This window comes from Maribellus maritimus, from assembly GCF_022267315.1.
Taxonomy (GTDB): domain Bacteria; phylum Bacteroidota; class Bacteroidia; order Bacteroidales; family Prolixibacteraceae; genus Draconibacterium; species Draconibacterium maritimum.
Window position 1 is genome coordinate 145,940 of record NZ_JAIKLE010000014.1, and the last position, 23,399, is coordinate 169,338.

General features: G+C 37.5%; 19 protein-coding genes. 9 read left to right on the forward strand and 10 right to left on the reverse strand.

The genetic code is table 11. The annotated features are described in order from the left end of the window. The first annotated feature begins 80 nt into the window (after positions 1 to 80). A complete protein-coding gene (locus K5G00_RS14200) occupies positions 81 to 3,071 on the forward strand; it encodes a glycosyltransferase family 117 protein (protein WP_238766838.1) in 2,991 nt (996 codons plus the stop codon). Between the two features lie 64 nt (positions 3,072 to 3,135). Here the strand turns inward: K5G00_RS14200 and K5G00_RS14205 are convergent, their stop codons facing one another. The 3 genes from K5G00_RS14205 to K5G00_RS30190 are packed head-to-tail and all read right to left on the reverse strand — an operon-like array spanning position 3,136 to position 4,289. Beyond that, positions 3,136 to 3,504, reverse strand: coding sequence for a hypothetical protein (locus tag K5G00_RS14205; protein WP_238766839.1), 369 nt, complete (start codon positions 3,502 to 3,504; stop codon positions 3,136 to 3,138). Positions 3,505 to 3,507: 3 nt separating this feature from the next. Beyond that, positions 3,508 to 4,086 (reverse strand): RNA polymerase sigma factor, encoded by a 579-nt coding sequence (locus tag K5G00_RS14210; protein WP_238766840.1) that lies wholly within the window; start codon positions 4,084 to 4,086, stop codon positions 3,508 to 3,510. Further along, a complete protein-coding gene (locus tag K5G00_RS30190) occupies positions 4,083 to 4,289 on the reverse strand; it encodes a DUF3098 domain-containing protein (protein WP_394800864.1) in 207 nt (68 codons plus the stop codon). Before K5G00_RS30190 ends, K5G00_RS14210 begins: the two co-directional genes overlap by 4 nt. 95 nt (positions 4,290 to 4,384) lie before the next feature. Here K5G00_RS30190 and mazG point away from each other — a divergent pair, with 95 nt between their 5' ends. From mazG to K5G00_RS14225, 3 genes are all read left to right on the forward strand, one after another. After that, entirely contained in the window at positions 4,385 to 5,161 is a 777-nt protein-coding gene (mazG, locus tag K5G00_RS14215; protein WP_238766841.1) for a nucleoside triphosphate pyrophosphohydrolase, read from the forward strand. 86 nt (positions 5,162 to 5,247) lie between these two features. Then, entirely contained in the window at positions 5,248 to 5,619 is a 372-nt protein-coding gene (locus K5G00_RS14220; RefSeq protein WP_238766842.1) for a hypothetical protein, read from the forward strand. Positions 5,620 to 5,670: 51 nt separating this feature from the next. Beyond that, a complete protein-coding gene (locus K5G00_RS14225; RefSeq protein ID WP_238766843.1) occupies positions 5,671 to 7,230 on the forward strand; it encodes an ADP-ribosylglycohydrolase family protein in 1,560 nt (519 codons plus the stop codon). A gap of 241 nt (positions 7,231 to 7,471) precedes the next feature. Here the strand turns inward: K5G00_RS14225 and K5G00_RS14230 are convergent, their stop codons facing one another. Further along, positions 7,472 to 8,473, reverse strand: a complete 1,002-nt coding sequence (locus K5G00_RS14230; protein WP_238766844.1) for an SMP-30/gluconolactonase/LRE family protein — start codon at positions 8,471 to 8,473, stop codon at positions 7,472 to 7,474. A 175-nt stretch (positions 8,474 to 8,648) separates the two neighbouring features. Between K5G00_RS14230 and K5G00_RS14235 the strand changes: the two genes are divergently transcribed. From K5G00_RS14235 to K5G00_RS14255, 5 genes are all read left to right on the forward strand, one after another. Continuing rightward, positions 8,649 to 9,020, forward strand: coding sequence for a BlaI/MecI/CopY family transcriptional regulator (locus tag K5G00_RS14235; protein WP_238766845.1), 372 nt, complete (start codon positions 8,649 to 8,651; stop codon positions 9,018 to 9,020). Beyond that, positions 9,017 to 10,054: a M56 family metallopeptidase gene (locus K5G00_RS14240; protein WP_238766846.1), complete on the forward strand. Its 1,038-nt coding sequence runs from the start codon at positions 9,017 to 9,019 to the stop codon at positions 10,052 to 10,054. The genes K5G00_RS14235 and K5G00_RS14240 overlap by 4 nt, the downstream gene beginning before the upstream one ends. A 67-nt stretch (positions 10,055 to 10,121) precedes the next feature. Next, a complete protein-coding gene (locus K5G00_RS14245) occupies positions 10,122 to 11,348 on the forward strand; it encodes an alpha/beta hydrolase-fold protein (protein ID WP_238766847.1) in 1,227 nt (408 codons plus the stop codon). Between the two features lie 135 nt (positions 11,349 to 11,483). Next, positions 11,484 to 11,927, forward strand: a complete 444-nt coding sequence (locus tag K5G00_RS14250) for a GNAT family N-acetyltransferase (protein WP_238766848.1) — start codon at positions 11,484 to 11,486, stop codon at positions 11,925 to 11,927. Positions 11,928 to 12,032: 105 nt separating this feature from the next. Beyond that, entirely contained in the window at positions 12,033 to 12,764 is a 732-nt protein-coding gene (locus tag K5G00_RS14255; protein ID WP_238766849.1) for a penicillin-binding transpeptidase domain-containing protein, read from the forward strand. A 54-nt stretch (positions 12,765 to 12,818) separates the two neighbouring features. Here the strand turns inward: K5G00_RS14255 and nifJ are convergent, their stop codons facing one another. The 6 genes from nifJ to K5G00_RS14285 form a co-directional block, all read right to left on the reverse strand. Continuing rightward, positions 12,819 to 16,373: a pyruvate:ferredoxin (flavodoxin) oxidoreductase gene (nifJ, locus tag K5G00_RS14260; protein WP_238766850.1), complete on the reverse strand. Its 3,555-nt coding sequence runs from the start codon at positions 16,371 to 16,373 to the stop codon at positions 12,819 to 12,821. Between the two features lie 50 nt (positions 16,374 to 16,423). Then, entirely contained in the window at positions 16,424 to 17,599 is a 1,176-nt protein-coding gene (locus K5G00_RS14265) for an ATP-binding protein (protein ID WP_238766851.1), read from the reverse strand. Positions 17,600 to 17,914: 315 nt separating this feature from the next. Next, positions 17,915 to 19,750 carry a transcription termination factor Rho gene (gene rho / locus K5G00_RS14270; protein ID WP_238766852.1) on the reverse strand — a complete coding sequence of 612 codons (1,836 nt, stop codon included), beginning with the start codon at positions 19,748 to 19,750 and terminating at the stop codon, positions 17,915 to 17,917. Between the two features lie 362 nt (positions 19,751 to 20,112). Next, a complete protein-coding gene (locus K5G00_RS14275; protein ID WP_238766853.1) occupies positions 20,113 to 22,260 on the reverse strand; it encodes a carbohydrate binding family 9 domain-containing protein in 2,148 nt (715 codons plus the stop codon). 34 nt (positions 22,261 to 22,294) lie between these two features. Beyond that, a complete protein-coding gene (locus tag K5G00_RS14280; protein WP_238766854.1) occupies positions 22,295 to 22,888 on the reverse strand; it encodes a class I SAM-dependent methyltransferase in 594 nt (197 codons plus the stop codon). Between the two features lie 43 nt (positions 22,889 to 22,931). Continuing rightward, a complete protein-coding gene (locus K5G00_RS14285; RefSeq protein WP_238766855.1) occupies positions 22,932 to 23,294 on the reverse strand; it encodes a hypothetical protein in 363 nt (120 codons plus the stop codon). Positions 23,295 to 23,399: the final 105 nt, after the last annotated feature.

Consider the following 23,399-nt stretch of genomic DNA (forward strand, 5'->3'; position numbering starts at 1 on the left):
TCTTTTTTGATGCCTTACAAAAATAATTACTTTTCGATGAATTTGAACTTTTCTGCAGTAAAGTGTACTGTTGAAGAAAAATGAAATTTAAATCATTATTTTATATCTCCGGCATCATTGTTTTTATTTTATCGTTTCTCACCTATTATATAACACTTGAGCCAACAACCAGTTTTTGGGATTGCAGTGAATTTATTCTTTCGGCGAATAAGCTGGAAGTAAACCATCCGTCGGGGTCACCTTTGTTTGTCCTTTTAGGCAGAATCTTTACGTTTTTGTCATTTGGCAATCCGCAAAAAATTGCCTGGTCAATTAATTTGATGTCAGGACTTTTTAGTGCTGGAACTGTTTTTTTTCTTTTCCAAATTATAGTTTTTATGGCGAAGAAAATGAATAATAATGCCTTTTTAGTTATTGGTTGCGGCATAATCGGTTCGCTCACATTTGCTTTTACTGATTCGTTTTGGTTTTCTGCAGTAGAGGGTGAGGTTTATGCACTTTCCATGTTTTTTCTTTCGGCCGGTTTTTGGGCTGCTTTAAAATGGGAAGCCGGTTTTGGAGAGCCGGAAAATAACCGCTGGCTTTTGTTTATTGCCATTTTGGTCGGTCTGGGGCTGGGCGTACATTTGTTGAATTTGCTTATAATTCCTTCGATAACAATGATTGTTTTTCTGAAATCATATAAAGTTTCTGTTAAAAATATTTTGTTGTCGTTTGTTTTGGGCTGCTTTTTATTGTTATCGGTGCTGTATATTTTAGTTCCGGCAACCATGTGGTTTTTGTCGGTGTCAGAAATTATTTTTATCAACAATTTGCATCTGCCTTTAAATTCGGGGCTGATTTTCGCTGTTTTAACCTGGGGTGTTGCATCAGCATTGGGTATCCGTTTTTTTCAAAAAAAGGGAAGCGTAAACGTTTCGCTTGCTATTTTCTCGGTGGCACTTGTTTTGTCGGGCTTTTCAGTTTATGCAGTAAATCTGATTCGATCGCAGGCAGGCCCGCCTGTAAATTTTGGTGAACCCGATAATGTTTTTTCTTTGATTGATTATTTAAACCGCGAACAATATCCGAAAAGGCCACTTTTGTATGGCGAAAATTTTAATTCACCTGTAATCGGAGTAGAAGAGCGAAAAACGAAAGATTTTGACGGGCAGCGATATGTTGAACGCGACCTTCCTTCTGCATATATTTATGCACCTGAAACCTGTACTTTTTTTCCACGGATGTATAGTAACTCGCCGGGTCATGAAAAAGCCTATAAAAGCTGGGTGAATATTACAGGGAAAAAAGTTCGGGTACAGAACCGGGACGGAAAATCGGAAGTGTTGACGGTTCCGGGCTTGGGTGAACAGCTGGCATTTTTTGTTCGTTTTCAGGTCGGGCATATGTTCTGGCGGTATTTTATGTGGAATTTTGTGGGGCGCCAAAATGATATCAAAGGGAGGGGAGAACCAACCAGGGGAAACTGGATTTCAGGGATAAAACCGATTGATCAGTTGCGTTTAGGTCCGCAGGATAACCAACCGGAGTGGATGAGGAATAACCGGGCCAGAAATACCTACTTTTTTATTCCGTTTTTATTGGGAATTTTAGGAGCTGTGTTTTTTTTCAAAAAAAGTAAGATGATGTTTTACTGCGCTTTGTCGTTGTTTTTGCTGGCCGGGTTGGGTTTGGTGGTTTATATAAATGAAATTCCGCTTGTTCCCCGTGAACGCGATTATGTTTTTGTGGGTAGTTTTATGGTTTTTAGTATTTGGATTGGTTTTGGTTTTATGGCAATTGCAGAATGGTTGCCCGAAAAATTGTCATCTAAAATAACAACGGTACTCCTTTTTATAATTGTTTTTTTGGGTAGTCCTACTCTGTTATTTTCACAGAATTTTAATGATCACAATCGGTCGAACCGTTATGCTGCACGTGATTTTGCAGCCAATATTTTAAACTCCTGTCCCGAGAATACGATTTTGTTTACTAGTGGAGACAACGATACGTATCCGCTTTTGTATTGTCAGGAAGTTGAAGAAATCAGACCCGATGTTCGGATTGTTGTTATGCCTTTTGTGAGTGCTAACTGGTTTATCAATCAGTTGAAAATGCAAAAAAACAGAAGTGACGGTTTGAAAATGAATCTTCCCCAAAAAAAGATTGACGAGGGAAAATTGGATTATGTTTCGGTTCAGCATAAAATTCAGGAAAAAGTGAATTTTTTAGAGGTTTTGAAGTTTGTTTCCAGCGATGCAGAGGGAACAAAACTTCAAACCCGGAATGGTGATTCATTAAGTTTTATACCGGCCGCTGAATTATATTTTAATGTTTCTGCCCAAAGTAAAACTGGAACAATTCCCGTTTCGTTAAAAAACAGGGAGGTGTTGTATAAACATGAATTGGCTTTTTGGGATATCGTGGTTTCAAACGCTATATCACGTCCGATCTGTTTTGTTTCGAAGTTGGAAGCGCAAAATCACGGACTTTTAAATTATCTGCATCAGGATGGCTTGGTTTATCAATTGGTTCCGGTGGAAAATAAAGTGAAGAGTATTTTGGATAATCCACCTGCCAATACCGGGCGTTTATATACCCAACTGATGAACGATTTTGCCTGGGGGAATATAGATAAACCTGATGTAAATATCGATTATTTTACGGTTTATAATGCGGGCGTATTTCAGTTGCAAAATGCATTTAATTCATTGGCCAAAGCCCTCCTTGAAGAAGGAGAAAAAGAAAAGGCTTGTGAAGTGTTAAACAAAAGCATTTTATTATTTCCAACACAGGTTTTTCATCATAACAGTTATTCATTACAACTTACTAATTTGTTGTTTGAAGCAGGTTTAACGGAAGACGGGATCAATTATCTGAAAGATTTTGTGTATTCGGTGCAGGAGAACTTAAGCTATTATGCGCAATTTGAAGCAAGTCAACGCGACCGTTTAAAGACTGATATTATGACCGATATGTTTTACTATCAGCAGCTTTTGCATATCATCGGGCAACAAAAACTGGACAAAGAATTTCCGAATGCAGGAAAGAATTTTGAAAGTCTGGCAATGGTTTTTAACAAAGGTCTGTGAGTCCGGTTTTTCTGAATATTTTAGGTAGCTGGCAAAATGTTATTTTTCTGAAAATCAGAAACTGCTATATTCCGGGGAATGAACAGGTGTCGCTTTTGAAGGGTTTATTTGTAACAGAATCAATGTTAAACGGAATCGTTAACACGGAAGCAGAGTCAACAACCGGAGATTCAAAATTCCCGGGCTTTTGCTGAAAATTGAAAATAGATAAAAGCACAAGCAGCGAAATAAAAGCTGCTTTTAAGGGGAGGTTCTTCCCGGAAAAAATCCATGTAAATAAACCCAAAAACGAATTTTGCCGAATTTTATTTTGACTTTCTTTAAGCATAAAGGTGTAGTCGAGCCGCGATTTAATAGACGAATCAGGGGTACAGTCCAATTTGTCGTTTTGAAATGCTTTGCTTAAATAATTATCTGTCAATTCGTTTTTCATTTTTTAATCCTCCATGTTTTGGATGTATTTCACAAGTTTGGTCAATTCATTTCGCGCATAAAAAAGCCTCGATTTTACTGTTCCTTTCGGAAGAGAAAGGATTTCTGATATTTCATCCAGACTAAAGTTTTCGCGGTATTTCAACACAAGTATCTCTCTTGATTTTTCGGAAAGCCCCTCCATCTCGCGAAATGCAATCTCAATCCAACGACTTTTATCTTCCCTGTCGGGATTTATTTCATCTTTTATGTTTTCAGGAATAATGTCCTGTAATATTGTTTTGTGGTTTTCGCGTTTTCGGTATTCATTTTTACACATGTTGTGCGCCACCGAAAAAATCCATTTTTTGAACGAATAATCCGGATTGAAAAGTTGGGGTTTATCGATTATTTTAAGAAAAATATCCTGTAAAAAATCGTTTGCCGTTTCTTCACAGTTACCCAACATTCGATAGAAATAATAAAATAAACGATTATGGTAACGATTATAAAGTTCATCGAAAGCTGCACGATCACCAGCGCCAATAAATTTCATCAGTGCCTCGTCAGTAAAATCGCCTGAGTTCCGTTTTATAAAAATCATTTCCGTTTTAAAATTAAGAAAATAATTCCTCCGTATGACAGCAGAATGATTACCGGCGCCAGTGTAATCCTTCTAAAACTGTAAATTTCAGTAGCGAAATTGCTACTGTCAGGCCCGGGACCTGCCATTAAAAAATAACCGGTTAATAATATTAATAAAACGATAATTAAAAGAATGCTCCTTTTCCGGTCAAATATTTCCATCTTTAGCTTTTGTATTTCCGTGTTGTAAATGAGTGTACACGCAAATTTGAAAAGGTTCAAAAAAATCGGTGTATTTTTAATAATTTTGAAAGAATATGGAAAAAAAGACAGAAGCTTTTAAAGAGTTGTTGGATATAATGGATGAGTTGCGGGAAAAATGCCCCTGGGACAGGAAACAAACCCTTGAATCGCTTAGAAAGAATACGATTGAAGAAACCTACGAATTGGCTGATGCCATTTTAAAAAATGATTTGCAGGAAATAAAAAAGGAATTGGGTGATTTGATGTTGCATATTGTTTTTTATGCTAAAATTGGTTCGGAAAAAGGAGCTTTTGATATTGGCGACGTACTTCAGGGAATCAATAAAAAGCTGATTTATCGCCATCCACATGTTTTTGGAGAAGTTGATGTTGAAGGTTCTGTACGAAAAGTTGAGGAAAACTGGGAGGCTTTAAAATTAAAAGAAAAAGGGGGAAATAAACGTGTGCTGGAAGGTGTGCCCGCGGCGATGCCAGCACTGGTAAAAGCCAACCGGATTCAGGAAAAAGCCAGTGGTGTGGGTTTTGATTGGGAATATAAGGAACAGGTTTGGGAGAAAGTAAAAGAAGAGGTGAATGAGTTGAGTTTTGAGATTGAACAAGTGGATAAAGATAAAATTGAGGCGGAATTTGGCGATTTATTTTTTGCCATGGTAAACGCCGCCAGACTCTACGGTGTTGATCCGGAGGCTGCATTGGAACGTACCAATCTGAAGTTTATAAAACGGTTTAATTATTTAGAAAGCGAAACCCTGCAGAAAGGGAAGAATCTGCACGATATGAGTTTGGCTGAAATGGATGTGATTTGGGAGGAGGCGAAAAAATTGGAGTAGCCGTTTTTTTGCCTCAGTTTTCTGTCACAGTTTTCAGTTTTTGTTCTGATTCTAGTTAACTAGATCGCTGGGAAATTTGTTTGTTTATGAAAAGAAAACGTGTGTATTTAATTGTTACTGTTCTTTTGTTTTTTACAGTAGTTGCTTTTCTGTTTTTAAGAAAAGAGAATGAGGTAGCCATTGTTCCTTCGAAAGCCTCTGTAAACTATTCGGATAAGAAATTTACAATTGAAAACCAAGATACCCTCGATTTCGTTCATACAGATATTTCAATAGATGAGTATTATAAATTGAGAGATATCAATCTGCAAATGGGAGAAAAGTATACGATATGGCAAACTGAATTTTTACATCATAACGGAAAGCATTATCCGGAAAATAGAAATCCGATAAAATTTTCTATTTGGTGCGAAATGCCGCATGGAAGAAATGGTTTTTATTCAAAGAGGATCAGATAAAACTTCTTCATTGGGAAAAATATTTTAACTAAACTAAAATGCTGACTAAATATGAAAACACTGATTTTGTTTTTCACGGTTCTATTACTGGGCGAATGCACTCAAGGTTTTTCAAAATCTGTAACGAAAAAGGAGCTTAAAACAAAGCTTACCAAAGCAGAACTTCAGGATAAGATTAAAGGCGGCTGGGCCGGGCAGGTAATTGGTTGCACCTTTGGCGGACCAACTGAGTTTCGGTACAATGGCACCATGATTAATGATTACCAGCCCATTCCATGGGATGAAAATCGTTGCTTGTGGTATTATAAAAATTCTCCTGGTTTATACGATGATGTTTATATGGATCTCACATTTGTAGAAGTTTTTGAAAAAGAGGGATTGGATGCGCCGGCTGCTTCTCATGCACTTGCGTTTGCCCACGCTGATTACCGACTTTGGCATGCAAACCAGGCAGCCCGTTACAATATTCTTAACGGGATAATGCCACCTGAGTCGGGTTATTGGGAAAATAATCCGCACGCCGATGATATCGATTTTCAGATAGAAGCCGATTTTGCCGGATTAATGGCTCCGGGAATGGTAAACACCGCTTCAGAGATATGCGATAAAGTAGGGCACATTATGAATTACGGAGATGGCTGGTACGGAGGTGTATACGTAGCTGGCATGTATTCACTGGCTTTTGTTTTAAACGATGTGAACTATATTGTAACTGAGGCCTTAAAAGCTATTCCTGAAGAATCTCAGTTTTATCAATGTATACATGACGTTATTCAATGGCACAATGAATATCCGAACGACTGGAAACAGACCTGGTTTGAGGTAGAACGAAAATGGTCGGCTGATATTGGCTGTCCTGACGGAGTTTTTCGAAATTTTAATATCGATGCCAAAATAAATGCAGCCTACATTGTTATTGGTTTGCTTTATGGCGAAGGCGACTACTCAAAAACACTGGAAATATCAACGCGTTGCGGTCAGGATTCAGATTGTAATCCTGCGAGTGCAGGTGGAATACTGGGAACAATGCTTGGCTATTCAGAAATCCCGGAGTTTTGGAAAAGAGGAGTTTATCCTGTGGAGAGTATGGATTTCAAATACACCACAATGTCATTAAACGATGTGTATGAAATCGGTTTAAAACATGCCTTGCAGGTTATTTCTGAAAATGGAGGTAAAGTTAAAGGAGAAAATATCACTTTGGCAGTTCAGGAAATTCAAGCGGTAGCTATGGAAGTTGGTTTTGAAAATCATTTTCCGGTTGAAAGAAATGGAATCGGAGAGCGCCTGACCAAAGACAATTCGGAGTTTGAAGTGGAATTTACAGGAAATGGTTTTGTTTTAACAGGTTCAGCGCAAAAACAAAATGAATATGAAGACCTGAATTTAGAACTCGAAATGAGCATTGATGGAGGGGAAAGTGAAAGTTTCCTGATGCCGACCGGCTTTGCAAAACGCCGGCACGAAGTGGCCTGGAAATACCAGTTGCCGGAAGGAAAACATGTGGTGAAAATTAGCCTGAAAAATCCTGTTGACGGCTACGCTGTAAATGTAAACGATTTACTGGTGTATTCTTCCGTTAAAATAGAAAATACGTGGAAAACAAATTGAGGTTTTTGTCTTTTTAGCAGAATGTGAAAAACAAAAATCATTGACTGGTTTTTCAGATAAACCGGTTTACCTTGTTTATTTCAAAAAAATAAATCCTGCAACAGCAAAACCAATACAAAACAACAACTCAACAATTACGCGGGCATGGTAAATTTTTATTCCCAACTTTTTAAGACTGATTAATGTGTAGAGAAGAAAACAGAATGCAATATAACTGAAAACAAACAGTAGCCAGACCATGCTAATTGGGTTTGAGTTTTATTTGCAGCAAATAATCATCGGCCGTTAAAAACAGCACAGAATAATCTTTGTTGAAAGTACAATTTGCTGTTTTCTCTCCCGTGATGATAGTTCCAAGATGTTTTCCTTCCGGGGTGAAAATCCACACTCCTTTAGGGCCGGTTGCAAAAATCCATCCGTTTTTATGTACTTTTAATCCATCAGGGTTTCCATTTTCTGCTGTATCTTGATCGGTAACATCAAAGAATATTTTACCATTTGTCAAACCACCATTCTTATCCACATCATAAACCATCCAAATTGCATTTTTCGGATCGGAGTTTGCCACGTACAACTTTTTATAGTCGTTTGAAAATGCAATTCCGTTTGGTCTCGACAGTTCTTTGGTGAGCAATATTGTATTTCCGTTTCTATCGGTTTTGTACACTCCCTGAAAATCCAGTTCTTTTTTAGGATCATCAGTCAAAAGCTCCAAACCATAGGGAGGATCGGTAAAATATAGTTCACCGTTTTTGTGAAAGACTGCATCGTTAGGACTGTTTAATTTTTTACCCTTATAGTTATCGGCTAATGCCGTAAAATCAGGTTTGGGATTATTTAAATCCGCATTCATTTTTGCCACTTTCCGGTCACCGTGCTGACAAAGCACCAGTTTGCCATCGGGACTCAAAAGCAACCCATTGGAGCCCGGTTCACCACTGAGATGTTGCGTTCCGGTATAACCCGAAGGTTTCAGATAAGATTTTATACCGCTTTTTTCCGTCCATTCAAAAACTGTATTTTGAGGAATGTCTGAAAAAAGCAATTTCTGCTGGCCGGCCAGCCAAAGCGGTCCCTCTGCCCATTCAAAGCCTTCTCCCAGTATTTCGACGTCTAATTGCTTGGGAATAACTTCAAGTAATTTCGGATCGTTCATAATTAGGGCAACATCTGGCTTTTTTTTCTGAGCGAATCCCAGGATGAAAATCCATAGCGAAACAGAGAGGAGTAGAAACTTTTTCATTATTCTGTTTTTATCTATCCGAAGGTACAAAAATTGGCCAACAGAAAGAAGATTTTATTTAAAGCTGCCACGAATTGATTTGATGACGGGTAAAATAAATGTGTTCTATGTTTGTAGAATCAGAATGTAATTCTATATTTGTAGAATCAATTCTTGGTTTTTAGAATTCTGGATTATGAAATTATCTCAAAAAGAAGAACAGTTGATGAATTTTATCTGGCAGGCTGAAAAAGTGTACATGAAAGATCTGTTGGACGCTTATCCGGAACCAAAACCGGCGGCGACAACACTGGCAACTATACTAAAACGGCTAAGCAATAAAGGTGCTATTGCTTATAACCTCCATGGAAATTTAAGAGAATATTATCCTATTCTCCAAAAAAAGGACTACTCATCGTCGTATCTTCAAAATATGATTAAAACATTTTTCCAGGGGTCATCGGCACGGTTTGCTTCTTTTTTTACCAATAACATGACATTGAGCAGAGAAGAGTTGTTGGAATTACGGAATATGATTGATGATAAATTAAACAATGAAAAAAAATGATTTTGTATGTCCTAAGGTTTAGCCTGGCATTGGCTCTCATTCTGGGCTTTTATAAACTTCTTCTGGAAAAAGAAAAGTCATACAACTTTAACCGCTTTTATTTGCTTGGCGGCTTATTGTTTTCATTGATTGTGCCTCTGATTTCTTTTGGTGCCTCAAGGGACGTGAAACAGATAATTAACGAAATGCCGGTTTATATCCCCACAAATTATAATCATCAGGTTTCGCTTTTGGTATTAGTTTACTGGATAATTACCAGCCTGTTCTTTCTTCGGTTTGGAGTTCATATTTTTGATTTTATCCGGAAAATCAGAAAACATGAGAGACTGACGCTTGAACATGCTGTAGTGGTTCTGACCGATCAAAAAATAACTCCGTATTCATTTCTAAAATATATTTTTATCAGGAAAGAGCAATACGATTCTATTCCTCCCGAAATATTAAAACATGAGTTGGCTCATGTAACCCAGCTTCATACCATCGATATTTTTTTTATTGAATTGGTGAAAAATTTTATTTGGGTAAATCCGATGTTGATAATATATAAACGGGCGATGCAACTTAATCATGAGTTTTTGGCTGATAATTCGGTGGTTCACTCACACAATAATATAAAATATTATCAAGGTCTGTTAATTGACTATCTTGATGCTTCCAAAACTCCGTTGTCCTGTGGTTTTAATTTCTCGGTCACTAAAAAGCGACTAAAGATGATGCGAAAACAGAAGGAAAAAATTCACAGCATTAAACAGAGCATGGTTATTCCCTTATTTATTTTGATTTTGATTGCCTGCTCTGATAATCCGGGAGTATCCGGGGAGGAAATGTTAAAATACTGGCGCTCGACAGCCAATATGGAAGAAGTTCTTCGAACGGGAACGATGGATGACGAAGAACTGAAAAAGGGTATTATTGTTCCTATTGAGACAAAAGCCCGGTACGACAGCCTGATGGATATTTACAACAGGATGAACAAAGCGCAGAAAAAATCAGTGTATAAATTACCTGCCTACCTTGAGCCGATTGCAGAATAATGAAGGAATTCTTCTGTTTTTCGATTTAAATAGTTTTCACAATTCTTAACCATTAAAATCTGTTGACATGAAGTCTTATGTAATAATTCTTGTTTTGCTTACTTTTCTTTGTAATCGTATTTTGGCACAAAATGCAGATAAAGGCTATCTCTATAAAATTGGCATTAAAGACAGCGTTTATTCTGAAATTCTTGACGAGAACCGGGATATTTGGGTGCATTTGCCGAATGGCGGCAAGCTTAATCCAAACCTGAAATATCCTGTAGTATATATTCTTGACGGAGGTGTTCAGTTGAGTGCACTGGTTGCAGTTTATGAATATTACTGGGGAAATTATTTGCCGAAAATGATTTTGGTAGGTGTATCCAATCAATTCAATCGTACAAAAGATTTGACAACTTCCGATATAGGAAATCCAAATATGAAAAGTGGAGGAGCAAAACACTTTGCTGAATTTATGGAAAAAGAACTGATTCCTTTTGTGGAGCGAAAATACCCGGTTACAAATTACCGAACGCTTATCGGGCATTCGTATGGTGGATTGTTTACCATAAATATGCTGGTAAACCATCCACAGTCTTTTAGAAACTATATTGCCATTGACCCGAGTTTGGATTGGGATAATCAAAAATTTATGAACGAGGCGATTACAAGATTAAAGACGCAGGGTTTTGCCGGCAAATCTCTTTTTGTCAGCCTGGCCAGCCCACTCGACAGGGAAAATGAAAATGCAACAATTGAAGAGGTATTGGGAAACAATTCGGAAAGCTCATTGGTTTCCCGTTCCAAATTGCTGTTTATAAAAGCAGCTGAACAGGTAAAAGAGAACAACCATTTAAATTTTTTGTGGAAATATTATCCTGATGATATTCATGCTACAGTACCGCTGCCTTCGATGCTTGAAGGAATGAGGTGGCTCTTCGACTGGTATCAGTTAAAAGATGCCAATGTATACAACAATCCGGAAACATTGCCTGAGGTATTGGAAAGACACATAACTGAACGCGCTGAAGTTTTGAGCAAACATTTTGGATATCCGGTTCCACCAGCCGATGAAGAGATGTTAAATATGGGAGGATATATGTTTCTGCAAACGGGACAACCAGAGAAAGCAAAACTATTTTTCGGGCTGCAGGTGAAATATTACCCCTGGAGTGTGAATGCCTTTGATTCCATGGCCGATTTTTATATTTCACAAAACGATTCTAAACGTGCTGAGGAGAGCCTGCGAAAAGCGTATGAATTAAGCGGGGATATTGCTTTTAAAAAGAAAATTGAGCAATTAAAAAAGTAGAAATACAGGTTTCGAATTTCTGCCGTCTTTGAAGGAAATGATTTTCCTCAGTTGCCCGCCGCAAACGGCAAACAATAAAATGTTTTATTGTTTGAATTTAGTTATTTTCGAAATTTAATTTTTAAATGCATATCGATGGAGTTTAAAATACGACCTGTCAGGAAAAGTGATTATTCGGATTTAATTGAGATGTTTAAAGAGTTTGCAACATTTCAGCAAACGCCTGAGAGAATGGTTAATTCTGTTGCTGAAATGGAAAAGGAAGCTGAATTTTTGAACGGTTTTATGGTCGAGACAGCTTCGGGAACTATTGCCGGATACGCTACCTGGTTTTTTGCTTATTTTACATGGATTGGCAAATCGGTTTATATGGATGATTTGTATGTGAAACCGGAATATCGGGGTAACGGATTAGGACAAAAACTAATCAATTCAGTCATTCAAAAAGCAAAGCAGGAAAATTGTAAAAGAGTACACTGGCAGGTGTCGAAGTGGAATAAAAGTGCCATTGGTTTTTATAAAAAGTTGGGTGCTGTTGTTGACGATGTGGAATTAAACTGTGATTATATGATGATTTAGGACTATAAAAGAGTTTTGCTGAATTTATAATTTCTATATATGAAAGTTATATTGTTTGTCTTTTTTTGTTTTCAGTCTTTTTTAGTTTGTAGCCAAAATGATTTGATGCAACCTTTTAAAGACTGTAACGTTGAAGGCAGCATAACCATTTACGATTATAATGCGCACAAATGGATTTCAAGCGACATAAATGACAGTCATTGTCAAACACTGCCTGCTTCAACTTTTAAAATTTTAAATTCGCTTATCCTTTTGGAAGAGGGACTTGTTAAAAGTGAAAACGATATTATTAAATGGCCCGGTGACCCTGACACCTTAACGTATGGTTACCGTCCGGATATTTACCGGGATATGAGTTTGAAAGAAGCCTATAAACTGTCGGCGGTTTGGGTTTATCTGGAGTTGTCAAAAAAGGTCGGGAAAAAGAAATACAAAGAATATTTAAGCAACTGTAACTATGGAAATGCAGACCTTTCCACTGATGATGATGATTTCTGGAACTTTGGGCATCTTGGTATTTCCCCGGTAAATCAAATCGAAGTATTGGTTAGTATTTATGAGGAATCGCTGCCGTTTTCAAGGAAATCGTTCAAAACACTTAAAGAGATAATGGTGGAAGAAAAGACCAACTCATATATTTTGAGAGCAAAAACCGGATGGACAAGAGACGGAGGGAAAGATACCGGCTGGTGGGTTGGTTATGTTGAAAGAGAAAATAATGTTTATTTTTTTGCCACCAGGCTTATAAAAGACAGAGAAATGATAAATCCTGATTTTGGTAGATGTAGAAAAGAAATTACCAGAACTATCCTGCAACAGATGAATATTCTGGAATAAAAAAAACCGTTCAGCCGAGAGACAGAACGGTTTTGTTTTTATAAGAGCATGATTTTATTCTTCAGCCTTTGAAAAATCCATGGCTGCTAATCTTTTATATGAATTATATCGCCATTTTGCATTATCCTCTGCTGCAGTAAACAGTTCATCAGCTTCGGCAGGGAACGATTTTTTCAACGAAGTATACCGAACTTCACCATTCAGGAATTCCTGGAATTTGCTCCATTCAGGTTCTTTTGAATCCAACTGGAAAGGATTTTTACCTTCTTCTTCCAAAAGCGGATTATAACGGAACAGGTGCCAGTATCCTGAAGCAACTGCTTTTTTCTCTTCATCCTGGCTGCGTCCCATGCTGCCTCGTAAACCGTGGTTAATACACGGAGAGTATGCAATTATGATTGACGGTCCCGGATAAGCCTCTGCTTCTTTTAAAGCTTTGAAATATTGTGCCTGGTTCGCTCCCATAGCCACCTGAGCAACATAAACATATCCGTAAGACATCATCATTGCGCCAAGGTCTTTTTTACGTATTTTTTTACCTGATGCAGCAAATTTAGCGACAGCTCCAACCGGTGTTGCTTTTGATGACTGCCCACCTGTATTTGAGTATACCTCGGTGTCCATTACCAAAACATTGATATCCTGTCCACTTGCCATAACATGGTCGAGACCACCATAACCAATGTCATACGCCCATCCGTCGCCACCAAATACCCAAACTGATTTTTTGACCAGGTACTGTTTTAATTTGGTAATTTCTACAGCGTATTCACTTTTGCCGCCTTCAATAACTTCTAACACTTTTTTAGATGCAACAACTGAACCGTTAGCATTTTCTTTGTTGGCAATCCACTCAGCAAATACTTCTTTCTCCGCATCACTGGCTCCGTTACCCAAAGCAGTTTGCATAATCACTTCAATGCGGTCACGTTGTGCCTGAACACCTTCAGCAAAACCAAAACCGTATTCAGCATTGTCTTCGAATAGTGAGTTGGCCCAAGCCGGACCGTGTCCGGAATCTTTATGCTTGCAGTATGGAGTTGAAGGAGCAGAACCACCATAAATGGATGAACACCCCGTTGCGTTGGCCACCATCATTCTCTCTCCGTATAACTGAGTGATTAGTTTTACATAAGGAGTTTCACCACATCCGGCACAAGCACCGGAGAATTCAAACAGAGGTTGTGCAAATTGTGAATTTTTAACTGATTTTGTTTTGTCAACTACTTTTTCTTTCAGAGAGACTTTATCAACCATGTAATCCCAACGCTCTATTTCACCACGTTGAGTATCCAGTGGTTTCATAATCAGTGCTTTTTCTTTTGATGGACAAACATCAGCACAGTTCCCGCAACCAGTACAATCGAGTACCGTTACCTGAATGCGGAAGTTTAGTCCGTTAAACATTTTGGCCGGAGTTGCAGTCCTTACCTCTGTTCCTGCCGGAGCAGCTTCTGTTTCTTCTTCTGTTAAAAGGAAGGGACGAATTGCTGCATGAGGACAAACATAAGCACACTGGTTACACTGAATACAGTTTTCAGCTTGCCATTCGGGAACATTAACTGCTATTCCACGTTTTTCATATGCAGCTGTTCCCATCGGGAATGTTCCGTCTTCTGCTCCTTCAAATGTTGAAACAGGAAGATCATCGCCTCGTTGTCCGTTGATTACGTCTACAACTTTGGCGATATATTCAGGACGTTTTGATTCACCGTTTGTGCCCTCAACAACTTCAATATCTTTCCATTCAGTCGGTACCTCAACTTTTACCACATTTTTACCACCTGCGTCAACTGCAGCATAGTTCATGTTAACAATATGCTCGCCTTTTTTACCGTATGATTTAACAATGGCTTTTTTCATTTCATCTACTGCCATTTCATAAGGAATTACTTCTGTAATTTTAAAGAAAGCGGATTGCATAATGGTGTTGGTGCGAGTTCCCAAACCAATTTCTTCTCCTAATTTCGTACCGTTTATGATATAAAAATTAATTTCATTTTCGGCCAGGTATTTTTTCATTGAATTGGGCAAACGTTCTTTGGTTTCTTCTTCATCCCATATTGAGTTTAGAAGGAAAGAACCGCCTTTTTTCAGTCCTTTTAATACATCGTAAAGATTGATGTAAGCAGAAACGTGACATGCAACAAAGTCAGGAGTGGTTACAAGGTAAGTTGATCGGATTGGTTTATCCCCGAAGCGAAGGTGTGAACATGTAAAACCGCCTGATTTTTTCGAGTCGTACTGGAAATAACCCTGGCAGGATTTATCTGTAGCATCACCAATGATTTTGATTGAGTTTTTATTTGCACCCACAGTACCATCAGAACCCAAACCATAAAATTTGGCCTGGTAAGTACCTTTGGGTGTCATGTTGATTTCTGGTTTTAAAGGAAGCGATTTGAAGGTAACATCGTCAACAATACCAATGGTGAAATCACCTTTGGGCTCGTTCATTTCAAGGTTCTCGTAAACAGAAAGAATTTGTGATGGTGTAGTATCTTTTGAACCTAAGCCATAACGACCACCAACTACTATCGGTGCGTTTTTTTTCCCGAAGAAATGAGATCTGATGTCGAGGAACAACGGTTCTCCGCCTGCTCCCGGTTCTTTTGCACGGTCAAGAACAGCAATTCTTTTTACTGTTTTTGGCAGTGCATCCATAAAATATTTTGCTGAGAAAGGACGGAACAAATGAACAACAACCAAACCTACTTTTTTACCCTGGGCTGTCAAATAATCGATTGTTTCGCGAATTGTTTCAGTAACCGATCCCATTGCAATGATAATATTTTCAGCTTCAGGATCACCATAATAGGTGAATGGTTTGTATTCTCTTCCTGTAATTTTACTAACCTCTTTCATGTAGTCAGCTACAATGTCAGGAACGGCGTCGTAAAATTTATTTGCCGATTCTTTGGCCTGAAAGAAAATGTCAGGGTTTTGCGCGGTACCGCGGGTAACCGGGTTTTCAGGATTCAGCGCACGATTGCGAAATTCCTGTAATGCATCCTGATCAACAAGTGGAATCATATCTTCCATTTCAATGGCTTCGATTTTTTGGATTTCGTGAGAAGTTCTGAAACCATCAAAGAAAGCCAGAAAAGGAACTCTTGATTTTATTGTAGACAGGTGAGCAACGCCGGCTAAATCCATTTCTTCCTGAACAGAGCCTGCAGCAATCATTGCAAAACCGGTTTGGCGGGCAGCGTAAATATCACTGTGGTCGCCAAAAATAGAAAGGGCATGACCAGCAAGGGCACGGGCACTGACGTGGAAAACAGTTGGTAATAATTCCCCAGCTATTTTGTACATGTTCGGAATCATCAGTAATAATCCCTGAGAAGCTGTATATGTTGAAGTCAACGCTCCAGACTGAAGTGCTCCGTGAACCGCACCGGCAGCACCACCTTCGCTCTGCATTTCTGCTAAACGCACCGGGCGTCCAAACATATTTTTCTTTCCAAATGCCGCCCACTCGTCGACATATTCTGCCATAGTTGACGAGGGCGTGATGGGGTAGATACATGCTACCTCGCTAAACATGTAACTCATATATGCTGCTGCATAGTTCCCGTCACATGTGATGAATTTTTTTTGTTTCGCCATTTTTAAGTTGATTTATTCTTCTAATTGATATATTAATTTATTTGTTTATTTCAATACAAAAAGCCAAAAAGCCATAAAGGAATTTTTTTACCTTCTCCAATCTCAATTACATCAGATGCTGCGTATACATCGGAAGTGGGTTCTAACTTTCTTCCTCCGACAATAAAATGATATTTTCCATTGATACAGAAATCTCCCTTTACCGAACTTTTTAGGTTGTTATTATATCCAACCTGGTTGTAAAAGAACGTATGCCTTAAATTCAAATTATCAGTATTGTCCGGTGAAATGGCATACAAAAGATTTGTATTATGCATGTATACCATATCCGGCTTTTTCATCTGCTCATCGTCTCCATTTGAATACAATAATTGAATCAGCTTTGCATTTTTTAAATACTTAAGGTAATTCATTATTGTAGCCCTTGAAGTTTTTACTGCGGATGCCAATTTACTAACATTCGGTGTAAATGGAGTTTCTGAGGCTATGATATGCAACAGTTTTCTTAGTTTTGGTAAATATTTCAGTTCGATCTGGTTGATATACGGTACATCAATTTCCAGTGCCAGATTAACGTTTTTAAGAAGCGTGTTCATGTAAAAATTGGGGTTGTCAATTGAGTACGGGAAATATCCGGTTTTTAAATAATCGTCAAAATAAGCCAGCGGTCTTATCTGAGTCACGATTTCCTTGGCAATTTCAACGTGATTTTCAATAATCTCAGCAAGAGAATAAAAATGGAAATTGCTCCCGGTTTGGTAATTTAGATACTCCCGAAATGATAAACCTTCCAAATGGTAAATTTTTGCTATTCCGTTTAAATCCGGATTACCTTCTGCAATTCTTAATACAGGTGAACTGGTAAAAATAATTTTTAAGTCGGGTATATCATCAATACACTTCCTTAGATCGGATGACCACTCCGGGTACTTTTGAATTTGATCAAGCAAGAGAATTTTTCCTCCTCTTTTGGTAAATTCATCGGCAAACGAACTGATTTTTCGTTTTGTAAAATAAAAGTTATTGAGGTTGATATAAAGTGTCGAATTATCGTCCGCGAAATATTTTTTTAAGTAGTCAAGAAGAAATGTGGTTTTTCCAACCCCTCGAAATCCTTTTATAGCTATCAATCGGTTATTCCATTCAATACTATTTGTAAGCTCTCTTTTAATTGTTTTTTTAGAGCTTTCCAGTAACGATTTATGTGTATGTTGAAAATATTCCAAGTGTTAAAATTTTAGGCAAAAATACTTCAATTTTTATTGGTATTGTAATCTGTATATAGCAAAAATATAAAATTGCTGCAATTTATAACTAGTAAAAATAATCTGATTTTGAAAATAGTAAACCAGTTGTTGATTTTTTTAAGCTTTTATGAGAAATAAAACAAAGGGTAATATATGAGTATTTTTAGTAAAGTAGGATAATTGAGTGGAGAATACTTTTAAGCTTTAATAAAATTTAATTTTTAATTCTGAGAAAATAAAAAAGCAGGTCGATTCACCTGCTTTTGTTTACATATTTTTTCGAATTTTTATTTTTTATCCGTCGTTCATTGAAGCTAAAAATTCTTCAACCGATTTTGCACGCATCAATCTGGTTTTCATAAATTCCATCGCTTCCAGTGAATTCATATCGCCAAGATAGTTCCGCAATATCCAAAGTTTGTCTAATACATGTTTTGGCAACAATAAATCTTCTCTTCGTGTGCTTGATGTTGGAATATCTACAGAAGGGAAAATTCGTTTGTTTGAAAGTTTCCTGTCGAGTTGCAACTCCATATTACCGGTTCCTTTAAATTCTTCAAAAATAACATCATCCATTTTTGAACCGGTTTCAGTAAGAGCAGTAGACAAAATGGTTAAAGAACCACCTTCTTCGATATTTCTTGCTGCACCAAAGAAACGCTTCGGTTTGTGCAAAGCATTGGCATCCACACCTCCCGAAAGCACTTTGCCAGAGGCTGGTTGTACCGTATTATATGCACGGGCCAGACGAGTAATTGAGTCGAGAAGAATTACAACATCGTGTCCGCATTCAACCATCCTTTTTGCTTTTTCCAGAACAATATTGGCCACTTTTACGTGTTTGTCAGCGGGCTCATCAAATGTTGAAGAGATCACTTCTGCATTTACGCTTCGTGCCATATCTGTAACTTCTTCCGGACGCTCATCAATAAGCAAAACAATCATATAAACTTCGGGGTGATTGGCTGCAATTGCATTGGCGATTTCTTTTAAAAGAACAGTTTTACCTGTTTTGGGCTGAGCAACAATTAATCCACGTTGCCCTTTTCCAATTGGTGCAAACATGTCAACAATTCGGGTTGAAATATTGTCATGCCCGTTTCCTGTCAGTTCGAATTTTTCATCGGGAAAAAGTGGAGTAAGGTGGTCAAACGGCACTCTGTCGCGGATATACCCCGGGCTTCTTCCGTTAATCTCCAAAACTTTTATTAACGGAAAATATTTTTCTCCTTCCTTGGGAGGACGGATAGTCCCTTTTACCGTGTCGCCTGTTTTTAATCCAAATAATTTGATTTGTGACTGCGATACATAAATGTCATCAGGCGAGTTCAAATAGTTATAATCCGAAGATCGTAAAAAACCGTAACCATCCTGAAGAATTTCCAAAACACCGGTATTTGTAACAATACCTTCAAATTCGTATGCTTTATTTTTATGATAACTATTGTTGTGACCGTTGTTTTGTTTTTTCTCAGGTTTTTGTTGTTTCGATTGATCTTGTGATTTTGATTTCGCCTCGTTTGTTTTTTGAGGTTGTTTTTGAGGCTCTTCTTTTTTATTTGTGTCTTTCTGAACTTTTACTTCGAATTTTTTCTCTTCCGGTTTCTGTTCCTGCTGTTTGGGTTCCTGCTGTTTGGGTTGCTGTGGTTTTTGCTGTTGCTCTTGCTGTTGTTCTACCTTTTTTTCCGGTTCAATTTCGCTGGAAGGGCCTTTTTCTCGGTTAAAACCCTTAATTATTGCTTTTATTTGATCTTGTCTGGATTGAACCTGCGGATCTTTTTTCTCCTGTTTCTTTTTTGCGTGAGCTACTTTCTCATGCTTTACAACCGGTTCAACTCTTTCGCGGCGAGGGCGTTTCCCTCTTTGGTTATCGTTTTGTGACGAATCTTTTTCCTCTTTATTTTCGGGCTTCTTCCGCAAAATGTTTTTTATTGATTTTTCTTCTTTGTTTTGGCTTTTACCTGAAGGCTTTTGTTCTTTTTTCTCAGCCTCCTGTATAGCTTGAGTATCCAGTATTTTGTATACCAGATCTTGTTTTTTGTAAGATTCAACTCTTTTAATGTTGAGCTCTTTCGCGATCTCACGTAACTCTGGAACGAGTTTCTTGTTTAATTCTAAAATATCGTACATTGTTAAAACTTAATTATTCCCTTTTGTGAACTAAATTGCTGATAAACTATCTGGAACAAATGACGCGGGGACGAGAATTTCTTGAAATTCGGGTGCAAGTATAAATAATTACCACCTACTTACCAAGAATTAAATTCTCTTTTTACTAAATTCTCCTTTAAAACTCTCTATTTAAACGTCTGTTAGTCTATTATTGTTCTTACGTCTTATAAAAAGTGCTTTTTAGGAGGCTAAGTAACCCTCGTATACGTTATTATCCAAATAAAGTTGTAATTGATTATTTTTTCAAGTTTTGATTTTTGTTCTTTCGAGTCTGTTATATTCTAACAGGTGAAATATAAAAACTTCAGCAAATATAAAGTTTAAAATCGAATATTGTACTTCAATTTTAAGCGAATTGCGCTTTCGTCCATAAAAAATTTGTCAACAGGTTTTAAAAAATTTGAATTCCAGGCCAGGATAATCTCGTTTCCCGGCTTTAAAATCCACTGAAAGCGGGATTGCCATCCAATATTTTTACTGGCATTGTCATACTGGAGGTAATTGTATAAAGTAATGTTGGGACTAAACAAAATGTTAGCATTTACCTGGTAAATGTTTGCTGTAAAATTTCCATCCGGCAAATCTACCTCGTTTCTGGTAATTGCCCCGCCAATAAAGAAGGGTACAGCAACTTTCCAGTTAGCCTCTAAAATTATATCTTTTCTGTAGCCCGTATAAAAGTCGCCAAAACCATAACTTGCTTCTCCCCATAAATTTCTGGCTCCTTTGGTTTCCAATTCAAAAACATGGTACCACCATTCATATTTTCCCTGTGGAATCACAAAATTTTCAAAAATATTAAAATCTTCAGTAAGCATCTCGTACTGATTAATCAGTGAATAGCTGAGTTCTTCACCGGAAAGAAAGCGAAGCCCTAAAGGTTTAATTTTGAATTCCCTTGTTTCAGGGTCATGGGTTTCAAGATTTGTGATATAGCTAAATTTGCCTCCAAATTGAATTTGCATAATTCCCCACTTGTTTGGACGGGGACCAAACTCAAGTTCGCCATAGCTTTCTCTTATGTTGGTTCGTGGAATAAATCCCATACCGGCTATAAAGTTTTTGCCAATTTCGTGGTATCCCAACCTGGCTTTAATCAGGTCGTTGGGATAAACAAATTGCGCGCCCCAGATTGCATCCGCACCTTCCACATTCTTGGTGTTTGATTTCAATCCAAAAAGAAAAAATGAAACATTTTTATTTCCCTGAAAAGTGGATGTTGACAGTTTGAGATCGGCTCCTGTAAGAAGATTGCTTTCTTCTCCAACAGAGTTTCCATAAGTTCCGATAACTCCAACAGACGATTGTTTTCCTAAATTTCGTGTGACACGTGCAACCGAAAAATTGTTTGTTCCGGTTTCCCTGTCATCATTAATATGCATTAGTCCAATGTTCCAGTTGTCTACCTGTCCTGTAAGTTTTGCTCCTACATTAATGGGAATTGGCGAACCATTTTCATTTAAACCCATACGGCGCGAAAAAAAAGGAATAATTTTTTGTGCCACGGGACTTTCCCGATCGCCTTCAATACCAAATTGAAAATAATTGGCTCCGTCCAGGAAGAAATCCCTTTTTTCAGGAAAGTGAAGGCTAAAACGGGTAAGATTGATCTGGCGGTCATCAACTTCGGTTTCAGCAAAATCGGTATTAATGGTTAATGATGATTTTAAGCTTGGTGTAATCTGGTAAAAAAGGTCAACGCCACCGGTAAGTTTTGGATCATTTTTTCCTCCTTTTTTTGTGTCCAGACCCGTAATGATATAGGGTGAAATATCAAGGCCAATTCCCTGTGTAATATTCTCCAACCCATCTAAAATGCCGGCATCTGAGACCTGAAATTTATGGGTGTTTAGATTTGCTTCGGGCCAGTAGTCGGTTTCCAGTTTGTTTACGATGTTTCGAATAAATTTAATTCCCCATTGCGTGTTATTTTTGTCAAAACCAAGGGTTTTAAACGGGATAGCAAGCTCTGCTTCCCAGCCGTAATCAAGGATTTTGGCTTTGCCTTCCCATAAACCATCCCACTGTTTGTTAAATGCTGCTCCATTTTCACTTACAATGGCATCTCCAATAGAACCTCGCGGCCCAACTTGAAACCAATAACCGTTTCTGCGGTCGAGATATGTGTCCAGGATAATCTGAATACGGTCATCATTTCCCAGGCTCACGTCACGGGCCATTTCTTTGGCTGTAATTTTATCCGGATCGTCCCAGCATTTCACCGCAAAATAAATGTTGTTTTCATCGTAACAGGTATAAAAAATTGTTTTTTCGGTTACAGCTTCTCCTTCGTTTGGCTCTCTTTGATAAAATTCATCAACTGCAAAAGCCTGATTCCAGACCTCTTCGTTTACAAAACCGTCAATTTCAGGCGGAGTTTCAATGCGAATGGCTTTTATAAAGTTTTGTGCTAATAAGGTGTTTAGGGTAAAAACAATGACCGAAGTTGTTAATATTATTTTTTTCAAGGTTTAGTTGTAAGTGTTAGAATGCCGAAAATAACTATTTCATTCCAAAAATACGAATGACTGATGCATTTCCATCATGAAAAATACCTTCCTTAAAATAAATATCCATTTCTTTCATTTTGAGTTTTTGCAGTGAACCGAAATCATTTTCCAGTTCTTCTTTCGAAAATAACATCCCAATATCTCTGGGGCCGCCGGTGTTGTTTTCAATTTGTTTTTTGGCAAATCCTTCCAAAATTAGAATTCCACCGGGTTTTAAAAATGTAATCAATTTTTGGTGGTATTTTTTTCTTTTTTCTGGAGACATGTGTGTGTATATCAATGCAATTGCATCGTAAGTGTCCGGCTGGAAATTTGCTGAATCGTAATCCAGAACTTGATAGTCAATTTCAACTTTATTTTTTTTTGCCAGCTTATCCGCTTTCCTTTTTCCTTCGCTACTGCTATCGAATGCGCTTACTTCCCAACCTTTTTTTGCAGCAAAAACAGCATTTCTGCCTTCTCCTTCCCCTGGCAATAAGATTTTTCCGGGTTTTAATTTTTCTATTTCTTTTTTAAAATATTCGTTGGGATTCGTACCGTACGCATATTCATTTTCTGCATATCTTTTATTCCAAAATTCACTCATTTTAATTGTTTTATTCGAAGTAACAAAAGTAAAAAATGGAAGTTTAGTTTTTTTGTTGTTTAACGATCAAAAATTCTTTTTTTACTCTTTTCTGTCTGATTTGAATTCCATAAGTTTTTTTCAAATATTTTTTAAGTTGAGGTAGTCGTTCTGAAGGTATTTCTAAAGAAAAATATTCGGATGTGTCCATATTGTCATCCATGTTTATACCGTAGTTAATTTTCAATAGTCTGTTTAAATCTCCGGATTGAATTTGACTTAGCCTGATTGTATCGTTTTTCCCAAAGAATCTCCTGATGTTGTCTGTGGAATTCACAGGTAATGGATCAGAAGTTTTTGAATTAAAAAGATTTTTATCGCTCACAGTAAGAATGTGCGTCATAGTTGGTCGGGTAACTGTTTCCATTTTTAAATTGTAATACCAATTTGAGTATATAGTGTCGCTGTATTATCTTTGAAGCATGGGAAGACAAAGCAAATTCAATATAAAAGAGGATTTAAAAGAACTTGA

Excerpts from the sequence above, each read along its gene's own strand:
- K5G00_RS14200 (WP_238766838.1), top strand. The coding sequence starts at position 81 with ATGAAATTTAAATCATTATTTTATATCTCCGGCATCATTGTTTTTATT.
- K5G00_RS14205 (WP_238766839.1), bottom strand. The coding sequence starts at position 3,504 with ATGAAAAACGAATTGACAGATAATTATTTAAGCAAAGCATTTCAAAAC.
- K5G00_RS14210 (WP_238766840.1), bottom strand. The coding sequence starts at position 4,086 with ATGATTTTTATAAAACGGAACTCAGGCGATTTTACTGACGAGGCACTG.
- K5G00_RS30190 (WP_394800864.1), bottom strand. The coding sequence starts at position 4,289 with ATGGAAATATTTGACCGGAAAAGGAGCATTCTTTTAATTATCGTTTTA.
- mazG (WP_238766841.1), top strand. The coding sequence starts at position 4,385 with ATGGAAAAAAAGACAGAAGCTTTTAAAGAGTTGTTGGATATAATGGAT.
- K5G00_RS14220 (WP_238766842.1), top strand. The coding sequence starts at position 5,248 with ATGAAAAGAAAACGTGTGTATTTAATTGTTACTGTTCTTTTGTTTTTT.
- K5G00_RS14225 (WP_238766843.1), top strand. The coding sequence starts at position 5,671 with ATGAAAACACTGATTTTGTTTTTCACGGTTCTATTACTGGGCGAATGC.
- K5G00_RS14230 (WP_238766844.1), bottom strand. The coding sequence starts at position 8,473 with ATGAAAAAGTTTCTACTCCTCTCTGTTTCGCTATGGATTTTCATCCTG.
- K5G00_RS14235 (WP_238766845.1), top strand. The coding sequence starts at position 8,649 with ATGAAATTATCTCAAAAAGAAGAACAGTTGATGAATTTTATCTGGCAG.
- K5G00_RS14240 (WP_238766846.1), top strand. The coding sequence starts at position 9,017 with ATGATTTTGTATGTCCTAAGGTTTAGCCTGGCATTGGCTCTCATTCTG.
- K5G00_RS14245 (WP_238766847.1), top strand. The coding sequence starts at position 10,122 with ATGAAGTCTTATGTAATAATTCTTGTTTTGCTTACTTTTCTTTGTAAT.
- K5G00_RS14250 (WP_238766848.1), top strand. The coding sequence starts at position 11,484 with ATGGAGTTTAAAATACGACCTGTCAGGAAAAGTGATTATTCGGATTTA.
- K5G00_RS14255 (WP_238766849.1), top strand. The coding sequence starts at position 12,033 with ATGCAACCTTTTAAAGACTGTAACGTTGAAGGCAGCATAACCATTTAC.
- nifJ (WP_238766850.1), bottom strand. The coding sequence starts at position 16,373 with ATGGCGAAACAAAAAAAATTCATCACATGTGACGGGAACTATGCAGCA.
- rho (WP_238766852.1), bottom strand. The coding sequence starts at position 19,750 with ATGTACGATATTTTAGAATTAAACAAGAAACTCGTTCCAGAGTTACGT.
- K5G00_RS14280 (WP_238766854.1), bottom strand. The coding sequence starts at position 22,888 with ATGAGTGAATTTTGGAATAAAAGATATGCAGAAAATGAATATGCGTAC.
- K5G00_RS14285 (WP_238766855.1), bottom strand. The coding sequence starts at position 23,294 with ATGGAAACAGTTACCCGACCAACTATGACGCACATTCTTACTGTGAGC.